Annotated in this window: 13 protein-coding genes; 7 read left to right on the top strand and 6 right to left on the bottom strand. The window is 69.0% G+C overall.

Translation table 11 applies throughout. The annotated features are described in order from the left end of the window. The first annotated feature begins 31 nt into the window (after positions 1–31). Positions 32–958 carry a heme o synthase gene (locus BKA24_RS11375; RefSeq protein WP_184218129.1) on the top strand — a complete coding sequence of 309 codons (927 nt, stop codon included), beginning with the start codon at positions 32–34 and terminating at the stop codon, positions 956–958. 25 nt (positions 959–983) lie between these two features. Here the strand turns inward: BKA24_RS11375 and BKA24_RS11370 are convergent, their stop codons facing one another. Together BKA24_RS11370 and BKA24_RS11365 are read right to left on the bottom strand one after the other, a co-directional pair. After that, the gene (locus tag BKA24_RS11370; protein ID WP_246367082.1) at positions 984–1,367 is read right to left on the bottom strand and encodes a dinucleotide-utilizing enzyme; all 384 of its coding nucleotides are present in this window, start codon (positions 1,365–1,367) and stop codon (positions 984–986) included. An 85-nt stretch (positions 1,368–1,452) separates the two neighbouring features. Then, the gene (locus BKA24_RS11365) at positions 1,453–2,379 is read right to left on the bottom strand and encodes a COX15/CtaA family protein (protein ID WP_184218127.1); all 927 of its coding nucleotides are present in this window, start codon (positions 2,377–2,379) and stop codon (positions 1,453–1,455) included. 225 nt (positions 2,380–2,604) lie between these two features. Between BKA24_RS11365 and sufB the strand changes: the two genes are divergently transcribed. Genes sufB through BKA24_RS11335 form a run of 6 tightly spaced genes read left to right on the top strand, consistent with a single transcriptional unit; the run spans position 2,605 to position 7,898 of the window. Then, the gene (gene sufB, locus BKA24_RS11360; protein ID WP_184218125.1) at positions 2,605–4,023 is read left to right on the top strand and encodes a Fe-S cluster assembly protein SufB; all 1,419 of its coding nucleotides are present in this window, start codon (positions 2,605–2,607) and stop codon (positions 4,021–4,023) included. After that, positions 4,023–5,222, top strand: a complete 1,200-nt coding sequence (gene sufD, locus BKA24_RS11355) for a Fe-S cluster assembly protein SufD (protein ID WP_184218123.1) — start codon at positions 4,023–4,025, stop codon at positions 5,220–5,222. The genes sufB and sufD overlap by 1 nt, the downstream gene beginning before the upstream one ends. Next, positions 5,219–5,548, top strand: coding sequence for a Rieske 2Fe-2S domain-containing protein (locus BKA24_RS11350; protein WP_184218120.1), 330 nt, complete (start codon positions 5,219–5,221; stop codon positions 5,546–5,548). Before sufD ends, BKA24_RS11350 begins: the two co-directional genes overlap by 4 nt. Positions 5,549–5,563: 15 nt before the next feature. Continuing rightward, positions 5,564–6,331 carry a Fe-S cluster assembly ATPase SufC gene (sufC, locus tag BKA24_RS11345; protein WP_184218118.1) on the top strand — a complete coding sequence of 256 codons (768 nt, stop codon included), beginning with the start codon at positions 5,564–5,566 and terminating at the stop codon, positions 6,329–6,331. Positions 6,332–6,340: 9 nt separating this feature from the next. Continuing rightward, entirely contained in the window at positions 6,341–6,670 is a 330-nt protein-coding gene (locus BKA24_RS11340) for a metal-sulfur cluster assembly factor (RefSeq protein WP_184218116.1), read from the top strand. 55 nt (positions 6,671–6,725) lie between these two features. After that, on the top strand, positions 6,726–7,898 hold the full coding sequence (locus BKA24_RS11335; protein WP_184218114.1) for an aminotransferase class I/II-fold pyridoxal phosphate-dependent enzyme: 1,173 nt from the start codon (positions 6,726–6,728) through the stop codon (positions 7,896–7,898). Between the two features lie 9 nt (positions 7,899–7,907). On the opposite strand, the gene BKA24_RS11330 is transcribed toward BKA24_RS11335, so the two are convergent. Genes BKA24_RS11330 through BKA24_RS11315 form a run of 4 tightly spaced genes read right to left on the bottom strand, consistent with a single transcriptional unit; the run spans position 7,908 to position 11,747 of the window. After that, complete coding sequence (locus BKA24_RS11330; protein WP_184218112.1) at positions 7,908–8,813, bottom strand: siderophore-interacting protein; 906 nt, start codon at positions 8,811–8,813, stop codon at positions 7,908–7,910. Positions 8,814–8,827: 14 nt separating this feature from the next. Continuing rightward, positions 8,828–9,655: an ABC transporter ATP-binding protein gene (locus BKA24_RS11325; RefSeq protein WP_184218110.1), complete on the bottom strand. Its 828-nt coding sequence runs from the start codon at positions 9,653–9,655 to the stop codon at positions 8,828–8,830. Beyond that, positions 9,652–10,701, bottom strand: a complete 1,050-nt coding sequence (locus BKA24_RS11320; protein ID WP_184218108.1) for an iron chelate uptake ABC transporter family permease subunit — start codon at positions 10,699–10,701, stop codon at positions 9,652–9,654. Before BKA24_RS11320 ends, BKA24_RS11325 begins: the two co-directional genes overlap by 4 nt. Beyond that, the gene (locus BKA24_RS11315; RefSeq protein ID WP_184218106.1) at positions 10,698–11,747 is read right to left on the bottom strand and encodes an iron chelate uptake ABC transporter family permease subunit; all 1,050 of its coding nucleotides are present in this window, start codon (positions 11,745–11,747) and stop codon (positions 10,698–10,700) included. Before BKA24_RS11315 ends, BKA24_RS11320 begins: the two co-directional genes overlap by 4 nt. Positions 11,748–11,766: the final 19 nt, after the last annotated feature.

Genomic DNA, 11,766 nt, shown 5'->3' with positions numbered 1-11,766 from the left:
ACTCGACGCGACGATCAACAGCGGTGGGGACATGGCAATCACACAGACCGACGGGCGCGCGACCGCGTCGACCCGGTCGTCCATCGGCTCCACCATCCGTGCCTACGTGCAGCTGACGAAGCCGCGCGTGCTGGAACTCCTGCTCGTCACGACGATCCCGGTGATGTTCCTCGCCGAGGGTGGCCTGCCCGATCTGTGGCTGATCCTGGCCACCGTGATCGGAGGCGCGATGAGCGCCGGCTCCGCGGCATCCTTCAACATGTACCTCGACCGCGACATCGATGCGCAGATGAAGCGCACGAAGAACCGGCCGCTCGTGACCGGCGAAGTCACCCCCCGGGGCGCGCTCATCTTCTCGTGGACGCTCGCGGTCGTCTCGACCGTGTGGCTCCTCGCGACGACCAACTGGGTTGCAGCCTCGCTGAGCGCGGCGGCGATCTTCTTCTACGTCGTCATCTACACGATCTGGCTCAAGCGCCGGACCGAGCAGAACATCGTCTGGGGTGGCATCGCCGGATGCTTCCCCGTCATCATCGGCTGGTCGGCGGTCACGGAGTCGCTGTCGTGGACGCCGTTCATCCTCTTCCTGCTCGTCTTCCTGTGGACGCCGCCGCACTACTGGCCGCTGTCGATGAAGTACAAGGGCGACTACGAAGAGGCCGAGGTGCCGATGCTCGGCGCGACGCGCGACGGCATCCAGGTCGGCCTGCAGGTCATCCTCTACGCCTGGGCCACGATCGCAAGCTCGCTGCTGCTGATCCCCGTCGCGGGGATGGGTCTCGTCTACACCGTGTCGGCGCTCGTTTTCGGTGGATGGTTCATCTACGAGTCCCACGTGCTGTACGCCCGCGCCGTGCGCGGCGAGCAGATCAAGCCGATGCGCGTCTTCCACGCCTCCATCACGTATCTGACGCTGCTGTTCGTGGCGATCGCGATCGACCCGCTGCTTCCCTTCTGAGACGCAGCGGGCCGATCGGCCACCGTCAGCGGGTAACCGGAGTCGCGTCGGACTCGATGCGCTCGTCGGCGTCGGCCGGACCGTCCGTGACCGTGGGGTCGTTCCACGCGGCGTCGTCGACGATCCGGTCATCGGCGATCACAGCGGTGGGAGCGAAGGCGCGCAGCGCACCCAGGGTGGCGGCGAGTGCCAGACCGACGGCGCCGGCGCCGATCAGGATCGCGCCGAGCACGGCCCAGATCTGACCGACGTACACTTCGACGCCGGTCGCCGTGCCGGCCGTCAGCGCCGTCTCCATGAGGCTGAGCTTGTCGACGAGGACCAGGGCTCCGGCGGTCGCGGATGCGAGCGAGCCAGCGATCAGCAGCCAGAACGGAATGCTGCGGACGAGGCGGGGGCGGGTGTTCATCGGATCTCCTCAATAGCGGAATCGTCCGATTGCGGACGACCGTCGCTACTGTTCCCGACCCACCCGAGCAGATCCTCGGTGGTTCCTATGAGGCGGCCATGTATGCGGAGTCGGCGGGTGCCTTCAGCCGCAGGACGACCACCGTCATCGCCGCTGCGGTCAGGGCGGCCAGAACCATGTGGATCCCCACGGCGAGCTCGGGGAGACCGTTGCGCGCCTGGTAGAGCCCGACGGCGATCTGGACGAGCTCCGCGAGCAGGAGCACCGAGATCCAGGTGCGGGTACGCAGGTTGCGGATCCACGCGACGGCGGTGAGCGCGACGGTGAGAGCGAGCAGCGCGTATCCCGGCCATGCGTGCACGTGCTCGAGGACCTCGGCGTTGAACCCGTTCCGCCCGGCAGCCGCGTCGCCCGAGTGCGGGCCGGCGCCGGTCGTCAGGACGCCGAAGGCGATCGTGAGCGCGAGCACGAGGGTCGTCCCGTGCGTGAGGCCGGCGTACCAGGCCGGGACGGCGCGGCGACGTGCCCCCGCCGGCTCGTCGAGGCGCACGAGGAACGCGGCGCAGACGCAGACGAGCACGAGCGAGACGACGTAGTGGAACCCGACGATGAACGGATTGAGCCCCGTCAGCACGGTGATGCCGCCCACGATCGCCTGCGCCACGACGCCGCCGAGCACGATCGCCGCGAGCACGAAGAGGTCGCGACGATCGCGGCGCATGCGCCACACGAGGAGGACGACGGCGAGGGCGAGGATGCCGACGAGCCCGGTCAACGTGCGATTGCCGAACTCGATGATCCCGTGGATGCCCATCTCGGGCGTGGCGACCAGAGAGTCGGGCGTACAGGTCGGCCAGGTCGGGCACCCGAGCCCGGATCCCGTGAGCCGCACGGCGCCGCCGGTCGCGATGATAAGAGTCTCGGCGAGGAACGACAGCCACGCGAACACGCGGAGAGCGGGGGAGATGCGGACCGCCGTCGCTGCCGTCGCGGGAGAGTCGGTGGTCAGCATGGAATCGCCTCCGGGCGGGGATCGGCACGGCCGCAGGGGGTGGCGGTGCCTGTAGAATGGCGGGGTAGGCGAGAGCGACTCCGGTCGCGGCTCGCACAACGATTCTAGGCGCGGTCTCGTGCCGGAAGAGCGGCCCAGCAAGCGGCATCCCCCCTCGCGCACTCCTCGTGAGACCGGGAATGCCGGAGCGGATGACACCGCCCGGGCCTGTGAGGAGGAAACGTCATGTCGGATGTGCTCATCGACCGTCCCGAACTCGAGGGCCTGGGGGTGTACGAGTTCGGCTGGCACGACCCGGATGCCGCCGGCGCGAGCGCGAAGCGCGGCCTCAACGAGGCCGTCGTCCGCGACATTTCGGCGTTGAAGTCCGAGCCCGAGTGGATGCTGAAGACCCGTCTGAAGGGCCACCAGCTGTTCGGCCGCAAGCCGATGCCGACGTGGGGCGCCGATCTCTCCGAGATCGACTTCGACAACATCAAGTACTTCGTGCGCTCCACGGAGAAGCAGGCGCAGTCGTGGGAGGACCTCCCCGAGGACATCCGCAACACGTACGAGAAGCTCGGCATCCCCGAGGCGGAGCGCGCGCGGCTGGTCGCCGGTGTCGCCGCGCAGTACGAGTCCGAAGTGGTCTACCACCAGATCAACGAGGAGCTCGAGAAGCAGGGTGTCATCTTCATGGACACCGATACCGCTCTGCGCGAGCACCCGGAGTTCTTCGAGGAGTACTTCGGCACCGTGATCCCCGCGGGCGACAACAAGTTCGCCGCGCTGAACACGGCCGTCTGGTCGGGTGGCTCGTTCGTCTACGTGCCCCCGGGCGTGCACGTCGAAATTCCGCTGCAGGCCTACTTCCGCATCAACACCGAGAACATGGGCCAGTTCGAGCGGACGCTGATCATCGCCGATGAGGGCAGCTACGTGCACTACATCGAAGGGTGCACGGCCCCGATCTATAAGAGCGACTCGCTGCACTCGGCCGTCGTCGAGATCATCGTGAAGAAGAACGCGCGCGTTCGCTACACGACGATCCAGAACTGGTCGAACAACGTCTACAACCTCGTCACCAAGCGTGCCGTCGCCCACGAGGGCGCGACGATGGAGTGGGTCGACGGCAACATCGGCTCCAAGGTGACGATGAAGTACCCGTCGATCTACCTCATGGGAGAGCACGCCAAGGGCGAGACCCTCTCCGTCGCGTTCGCCGGCCCCGGCCAGCACCAGGACGCCGGCGCGAAGATGATCCACATGGCGCCGTACACGCAGTCGTCGATCGTCTCGAAGTCGATCGCGCGCGGCGGTGGTCGCGCCGGATACCGCGGCGAGGTCCGCGTGGACGCCAACGCGCACCACTCGGCCAACACGGTCCGGTGCGACGCGCTCCTGGTCGACACGATCTCGCGCTCCGACACGTACCCCGCGATCGACATCCGGGTCGACGACGTGCAGCTCGGCCACGAGGCGACGGTCTCGAAGGTCAGCGAAGAGCAGCTGTTCTACCTCATGAGCCGGGGGATGCCGGAGGACGAGGCCATGGCGATGATCGTGCGCGGCTTCATCGAGCCGATCGCCCGTGAGCTGCCCATGGAGTACGCCCTCGAGCTGAACAAGCTCATCGAGATGGGCATGGAAGGATCCGTCGGCTGATGACGACAGCGACTCAGACCCCCGCGAACACCGCGGAAGGTCACATCGACCCTGCGGCCGTGCTGACCGACGGCGGCTTCGTGCCCGTGCAGACGCGGTCGGAGCGACCCTGGTCGTACGACGCGGCGGACTTCGGCGTGCCCACCGGCCGCGAGGTCAACTGGAAGCACACCCCACTCGACCGGCTCCGACCGCTGCTGGTCGACGAGCCGGCGCCCCACGACGTCATCTCGGTCGAGGTGAGCGGACCCGCGGAGGTGCAGCATCTCCGCCTGAAGGTGGACGAGGCTCCGCGCGGCGAGGTGTTCCGCCCCGAAGACGTGACCAGCGCGATCGCGTGGACGCAGGAGGCGGAGGCGCCGCTCATCCGCATCCCGGCGAACGTCGAGCTCGATGAGCCGGTCGTCGTCCATCTCACCGGCACCGGTGGCGTGGCGCACGCGCACGTCGTGATCGAGGCGCAGCCGAACTCGCGGGGCACCGTGATCCTCCGCCACGAGGGCACGGCCGAGCAGGCGCAGAACGTCGAGATCATCGTGCGCGACGGCGCCGCGCTGACGGTCGTCTCCGTCCAGCGGTGGGATGACGACGCCGTTCACCTCTCGGCCCACCAGGCCCGCGTGGACAAGGATGCGACACTCACCCACATCGTGGCGAGCCTCGGCGGCGGCGTGGTCCGCGTGAACCCGTCGGTCGAGCTGGCCGGAGCCGGCGCGCAGGGCAAGCTCTACGGCCTGTCCTTCGCCGATGCGGGGCAACACCTCGAAAGCCAGGTCTACCTGCACCACAAGGGTCCGCACACCGTCGGCGACGTGCTCTACAAGGGCGCTCTCCAGGGCGCGAGCGCCCGCAGCGTGTGGATCGGCGACGTCCTCATCGGGCCGGATGCCGTGGGCACCGACTCCTACGAAGCGAACCGAAACCTCGTCCTCACCGACGGCGCGCGCGCCGACTCGATCCCGAACCTCGAGATCGAGACGGGCGACATCGTCGGCGCCGGGCACGCGAGTGCGACGGGTCGCTTCGACGACGAGCAGCTCTTCTACCTCCAGGCCCGGGGGATCGACGAGGAGGAGGCGCGCCGGCTGGTCGTGCTGGGTTTCCTCATCGAGATCGTCCAGAAGATCGGCATCCCCTCGCTCGAGGAGGAGTTCACCGCCGCGATCGAGGCCGAGCTCGCCGGTGGTGTCGCCCCGTGAGTGCACAGAAGGTGCTCCAGCTGAGCGCCCTCACCCAGGACACCGCGGTGCGCGTGGAGATCGACGGCGTTGCGATCGCCGTCGTCCTCGACGGTCAGGGCGAGGTGCACGCCATCGGCGACACCTGCACCCACGGCGACATCTCGCTGGCCGACGGCTTCGTCGAAGGCGAATCGCTCGAGTGCTGGGCGCACGGCTCGGCCTTCTCGCTGCGCACCGGTCGTCCCCTGAACCTTCCGGCCTACGAGCCGGTGCCCGTCTACGAGGTCACGATCGACGGGGACGACATCCTCATCGATCCCACGGTGACCAAAGCTGTGAACTGAAGAAAGAAGCCTGACATGTCTGTCCTCGAGATCCGCGACCTGCACGTGACGGTCGAGACCGAAGCCGGCGAGACCCCGATCCTCAACGGCGTGACCCTCACCGTCCGCACCGGAGAGACCCACGCCATCATGGGCCCCAACGGCTCGGGCAAGTCGACCCTGGCGTACACGATCGCCGGCCACCCGAAGTACACCGTCACGGGCGGCAGCATCACCTTCGACGGCCAGGACGTCCTCGCGATGTCGGTCGACGAGCGCGCCCGCGCCGGCCTGTTCCTCGCGATGCAGTACCCGGTCGAGATCCCCGGTGTGACGGTCACCAACTTCCTCCGCACCGCCAAGACCGCGGTCGCCGGGGAGGCGCCGTCGATCCGCGCATGGAGCAAGGACGTCAAGGAGGCGATGAAGAACCTGCGGATGGATCCCAAGTTCGCCGCCCGCAACGTCAACGAGGGATTCTCGGGCGGAGAGAAGAAGCGGCACGAGATCCTCCAGCTGGAGCTGCTGCAGCCGAAGATCGCCGTCCTCGACGAAACCGACTCCGGCCTCGACGTCGACGCGCTGAAGATCGTGTCCGAGGGCGTCAACCGTGCCAAGGAGCAGAGCGACATGGGCGTGCTCCTCATCACGCACTACACGCGCATCCTGCGCTACATCAAGCCTGATTTCGTCCACGTGCTCGTGAACGGCCGCGTTGCAGAAGAGGGCGGCCCGGAGCTCGCCGCTCGACTCGAGGACGAGGGCTATGACCGTTTCCTCGCCCCCGTCGGCGACGAGGCCTAGGATCGACGCATGACCGAGACGCTCGCACCCGAGAAGTACGACGAGGTCACCGAAGCGCTGAAGGACGTCATGGATCCCGAGCTCGGGATCAACGTGGTCGACCTCGGCCTCATCTACGACCTCGGCTGGGATGACGAGAACGACGCCCTCGTCATCCACATGACGCTCACCTCCGCCGGCTGCCCCCTGACCGACGTGCTCGAGGAGCAGACCGGGCAGGCGCTGGACGGCGTCGTCGATCGCTTCCGGATCAACTGGGTCTGGATGCCGCCGTGGGGTCCTGAACGCATCACGGACGACGGCCGCGACATGATGCGCGCCCTCGGCTTCTCGATCTGATGTCACGCACTGTCATCCGGGCGGTCCTCGCCGTCGTGCTGACTAGTCTCGAAGGGTGACGGTCACGCCCCTGGACGCGCTTCCGCTCGAGGTCCTTCGGCGGCGGTCGAGCACGAAGTGGCGTTCCTACGGGCCGGACGTCATCCCGATGTTCGTCGCGGAGACCGACTTCCCGCTCGCGCCGGCGATCACGGACGCCCTGCGCGAAGCGGTGGAGATCGGCGACACCGGGTACACGCCGCCGCGTCCGGAGATCGGCAGCGCGTTCGTCTCCTTCGCGCACCGCCACTGGGGGTGGAGGGTCGACCCGGCGCGGGTGCGATGGACCGGCGACGTGATGATGGGTGTGGTCGAGATCCTGCGGGCGACCGTGGCGCCCGGGGAGCGCGTGGTCATCACGCCTCCCGTCTACCCACCCTTCTTCGACACCGTCCGCGAGGCGGGCGCCGTCGTGGAGGAGGTGCCGCTCGTCGATGACGGGTCGGGGTGGTTCCTCGACCTCCCGGGCATCGACGCGGCGCTCTCCGGCGGTGCGCGGGCTGTGCTGCTGTGCAATCCGCACAACCCCACCGGGACCGTGCACAGCCGCGAGCAGCTCGCGCAGCTCGCGACGATCGCCGCCCGTCACGGGGCGGTCGTCGTCAGCGACGAGATCCACGGTCCCCTGGCGCATGCGGACCACCCGTTCACGCCGTTCCTCTCCGTCTCGGACGACGCGGCAGACGTGGGCTTCGCGGTGACGAGCGCGTCGAAGGCCTACAACCTGGCAGGACTCAAGTGCGCCGTCATGGTCGCGGCATCCGAGGCGAACGCCGCGGTTCTCCGGCAGCTGCCCTGGGAGGTGGAGTGGCGCACGGGACTCTTCGGAGCGCTGTCGAACATCGCCGCCTTCTCCGGCGACTCCGACGCGTGGCTCGCGTCGCTGCGAGCGCGCCTCGACGTCAATCGGACGCTGCTGGCTGAGCTGCTGGCACAGCATCTCCCGCTCGCCCGCTATCGTCCGCCGCAGGCCGGATTCCTGGCGTGGATCGACGTGTCGGCGTACAAGTGGGGCGACGATCCCGCCGTCGCGGTGCGACGGAACGCGCGCGTCGCGCTCCACCACGGGCCGTACTTCGGCCCGCAGGGCAGAGGGCACGTCCGCATGAACTTCGGTTGCGGCCCCGACATCCTGCGTGAGGCAGTCGAACGGATCGCGGCATTCGCACGATCCGGCTCCCGCCTCTGATCGCGCGGGTCAGTTCTCCGAACGCCCCAGTCGCCAGTACCCCATGAAGGCGACGGCACGGCGGTCCACGCCGACGTCCCCGACGAGGTGGCGTCGCAGCGCCTTGATGGCGGATGCCTCGCCGGCGAGCCACGCGTACAGCGGCGCGCGCTTGAGCGCGGCGCCGCCCTTGGCGGTTCGCGGCACCTCCCACAGGATGTCGGTGTCCACGTCGATCTCCTCGACTTCCGCGCCGACGCCCTCGGGTGCCAGGCGGTGAGCGATCTCCGTGACGGCCGAGATGAGGTGATCGTGGCGGTGCTGCTCGCCTTCGCGGGCCGCCGTCACCAGCTCGAAGCCCGGGTGCTCGGGAAGGTAGGCGATGTCCTCGGCGTGCGGCACCTCGAGGACGACGACCCCGCGTGCATCGTGGGGAAGCTGCTCGAGGATCCGGGCGATGGCAGGAGCGGCCGTCTCATCTCCCGCGAGCAGGATCGCATCAGTGCGCGCCGGCGGCACGAAGTCGATGCCGAAGTTCACCCCGCGGTGCTCGACGGTGGGAGCGAGGATCAGCACCTCATCGCCGACCTGTGCGCCGGCGATCCACGCCGACGCCGGGCCGATGACGTCGTGGGCGACCATGTCGATGTCGACTTCGTTCTGCGCGTTCCGCACGGCTCGGGTCGTGTAGGTCCGCATCACCGGTCGTGCAAGCTCCGGCATCTCCCGCCACCGGTCGTACCAGTCGTCCCCGGTGGGCATGGAGTCGATGGGCGCGGTGGCCGTCGGGAACATCACTTTCACGCGCTGGTCGAAGCCAGGGTCGCCGTAGCTGCCCAACTTGTCGTCGCGGAACGTGAACCGTCGGAAGCTCGGGGTCAGGTTGGTGACCGCGGCGACGGGGGCGCGGAAGAAGGTCATCGTGTTGCGGCTCATGCGGCTTCCTCGAGTCAGGCGGGGCGAGCGGCGTCGGAGGACGCCGGAACGTGGTGGCGGCCGATGGGCAGGACGAGCGGTCGTCCCGTGAGGGGGTCTGCGATGACCTGGCTGTCCATCCCGAACACGTCCTTCACGGTTCGTGCGGTGAGGACCTCGTCGGGGTCGCCGGCGGCATACAGGTGCCCGCCCGCCATCGCCACGAGGTGGTCGGCGTATCGGGCGGCGAGATTCAGGTCGTGCAGGACCATCACGATCGTGGTCCCGTTGCGGCGGTTGAGGTCGGTCAGCAGATCGAGGACGTCGATCTGGTGGCTGACGTCCAAGAAGGTCGTCGGCTCGTCCAGGAGCAGGACGTCGGTCTGCTGCGCGAGCGCCATCGCGATCCACACCCGCTGGCGCTGACCTCCGGAGAGCTCGTCGACGGGACGGTCCGCGAGAGCGGCGGTGTCGGTGGCCTCGAGGGCGGCGGCGACGGCTTCGTCATCGTTCCGGCTCCAGCGCGAGAGCGGACCGTGGTGCGGCGTCCGTCCTCGGCCCACCAGGTCGGACACGGCGATCCCCTCGGGGGCGATGGGCGACTGCGGGAGCAGACCGAGGTCGCGGGCCACCTGCTTCGTGGGAAGACGGTGGATGTCCTTGCCGTCGAGGATCACCTGGCCCGCTCGGGGGGTGAGCAGGCGGGCCATCGACTTCAGCAGAGTTGACTTGCCGCAGGCGTTCGCGCCGACGATCGCGGTGATGCGCCCGGCGGGAACGGTGAGGTCGAGGTCGTCCACGATGACCCGGTCGCCGTAGGCGAGCCGAACGTGCGAGACCTCGAGCGTGCGGTCGGCGGTCATAGGGAACCTCCCGAGCGGCTGCTGCGGATGAGCAGGAAGATCAGGTACGGAGCGCCGAGCACGCCGGTGACGACGCCCACGGGCAGTCGCATGCCCAGCAGGTACTGTCCGGTGAGGTCGGCGAAGAGGACGAGGAACGCGCCGAACAGGCCCGCGACGAGGACGGGCGAGCCGACGGGGCCCAGGAGCCGGGCGGCGATGGGGCCGGCCAGGAACGCCACGAACGAGATCGGGCCGGCGGCGGCGGTCGCGAAGGCCAGGAGTGCGACGGCGCACACGATGAGCATGATCCGACGCCGCTCGACGGGCACTCCGAGCGCGGATGCCGTGTCGTCGCCGAGGCGGAGCAGTTCGAGGTCGCGCGTGAGCCACAGCAGCACCGGCACGACGATCGCGATCGCGATCGCGAGCGGGACGGCTTGGCTCCACGCGGCGCCGTTGAGGTTGCCGGTGATCCAGCGCATCGCCGCCTGGAGATCCCACTCCGCGGCGCGGGAGAGGACGTAGGCGACCACGCTGTTGAACATCGCCGCCACGCCGATCCCGATCAGGATGAATCGCGCTCCGGCACCGCCGTCCTTGAAAGCCAGCAGATAGATGGTGAGTGCCGTGGCGAGGGCGGCGACGGTCGCGACGAGGGAGACGGTGGTCTCGTCGAAGGAGAGGAAGACGATTCCGACGACGGCTGCGGCGCTCGCTCCAGCGTTGATCCCGATGATGTCGGGGCTGGCGAGCGGGTTGCGCAGCATGGTCTGGAAGACGGCGCCACCCATGCCGAAGCAGAGGCCGGCCAGGAGGGCGACCGTCGATCGGGGCAGCCGGAGCTCGCCGACGGTGAAGGAGGCCCCCGGGACGGTCTGACCGGTGATGACGGCCCACACTTCCGCGGGTGTGTAGAAGGTCTGTCCCACCATCAGAGAGATGAGGTAGGCCGCGGCGACGGCGATCAGCAGGAGGCCGGTCACGACGATCCGGCGGCGCCGGCGACGGGCCCTGCCCTGCGAGACGATCTCGAGAGCGCCGCGCTGCGGCGCGAGGGCGGTCACAGTGCCCTCATCTTCTGACGGCGGACGATGGCGATGAAGAACGGCGCCCCGATGAGGGCGGTGACCACTCCCACCTCGACCTCCTGGGGGCGGGCGATGACGCGGCCGACGACGTCCGCGACCGTGAGGAGGCCGCCTCCGACGAGTGCGGAGACGGGGAGGAGCCAGCGATGGTCGGGGCCGACGATGAGCCGGCAGACGTGAGGGACGATGAGTCCGACAAAGCCGATGGGGCCTGCGAGCGCAGTGGCCGATCCGCAGAGGATGACGGCGCCGAGAGCGGAGACCAGGCGGGCCGTCCGAACCCGCTCGCCGAGACCGGTGGCCAGTTCGTCGCCCAGGGCGAGGGAGTTGAGTGCTCCGCTGGAGGCGATGCAGATGACGGCGCCGACGGCGAGGAACGGGAGGAGCAGGGCGATCTTGTCGAAGGTGGCGCCGCCGACGCCGCCGATCTGCCAGAAGCGGAAGACGCTCATGACGTCGATGCGCGGCAGCAGGATCGCGCTGACGAGGGAGGTGAAGGCGACGGCGGTGGCCGCGCCTGCGAGGGCGAGCTTGAGGGGGCTCGCACCACCCCGGCCGAGGGAGCCGATCGTGTAGACGAACACCGCGGCGAGCCCGGCTCCGAGCATCGCGAGCCAGATGTAGCCCAGGGAGCTGGTGATGCCGAAGAAGGCGAGGCCGGTCACGACGGCGAGCGACGCGCCGCCGTTGATGCCGAGGATCTGAGGGTCTGCGAGCGGGTTGCGGGTGACGCCCTGCATGACGGTGCCCGCCATGGCGAGCGCCGCGCCGACGAGGAGGGCGAGCAGAGTTCGGGGCACTCTCCGGGCGACGGCGGCCGCGGAGGTCGTCTCGATGTCGCCGGTGAGACCGGCGACGATGTCGGGGAGGCTGACGGTGCGGTTTCCGAAGGTCACCGACAGAACCGCGATCACCGCGACGGTGGCGACGAGGATCAGCAGCCAGGCCACGCGGCGCCGCCGCGTCCGGCGTCGGGGAGACGCGGACGCGGCGACGACGGGTGCCGAGACGAGAGTGCTCACGAGGGGGAGGAGGGGTGCG

The organism is Microbacterium marinum (assembly GCF_014204835.1).
Taxonomy (GTDB): Bacteria; Actinomycetota; Actinomycetes; order Actinomycetales; family Microbacteriaceae; genus Microbacterium; species Microbacterium marinum.
This window is presented reverse-complemented; position numbering and strand designations above follow the sequence as displayed.

Coding starts and splice junctions, on each gene's coding strand:
- sufB (WP_184218125.1), top strand. CDS start 2,605: ATGTCGGATGTGCTCATCGACCGTCCCGAACTCGAGGGCCTGGGGGTG.
- BKA24_RS11330 (WP_184218112.1), bottom strand. CDS start 8,813: ATGAGCCGCAACACGATGACCTTCTTCCGCGCCCCCGTCGCCGCGGTC.
- sufC (WP_184218118.1), top strand. CDS start 5,564: ATGTCTGTCCTCGAGATCCGCGACCTGCACGTGACGGTCGAGACCGAA.
- sufD (WP_184218123.1), top strand. CDS start 4,023: ATGACGACAGCGACTCAGACCCCCGCGAACACCGCGGAAGGTCACATC.
- BKA24_RS11340 (WP_184218116.1), top strand. CDS start 6,341: ATGACCGAGACGCTCGCACCCGAGAAGTACGACGAGGTCACCGAAGCG.
- BKA24_RS11375 (WP_184218129.1), top strand. CDS start 32: ATGGCAATCACACAGACCGACGGGCGCGCGACCGCGTCGACCCGGTCG.
- BKA24_RS11370 (WP_246367082.1), bottom strand. CDS start 1,367: ATGAACACCCGCCCCCGCCTCGTCCGCAGCATTCCGTTCTGGCTGCTG.
- BKA24_RS11365 (WP_184218127.1), bottom strand. CDS start 2,379: ATGCTGACCACCGACTCTCCCGCGACGGCAGCGACGGCGGTCCGCATC.
- BKA24_RS11325 (WP_184218110.1), bottom strand. CDS start 9,655: ATGACCGCCGACCGCACGCTCGAGGTCTCGCACGTTCGGCTCGCCTAC.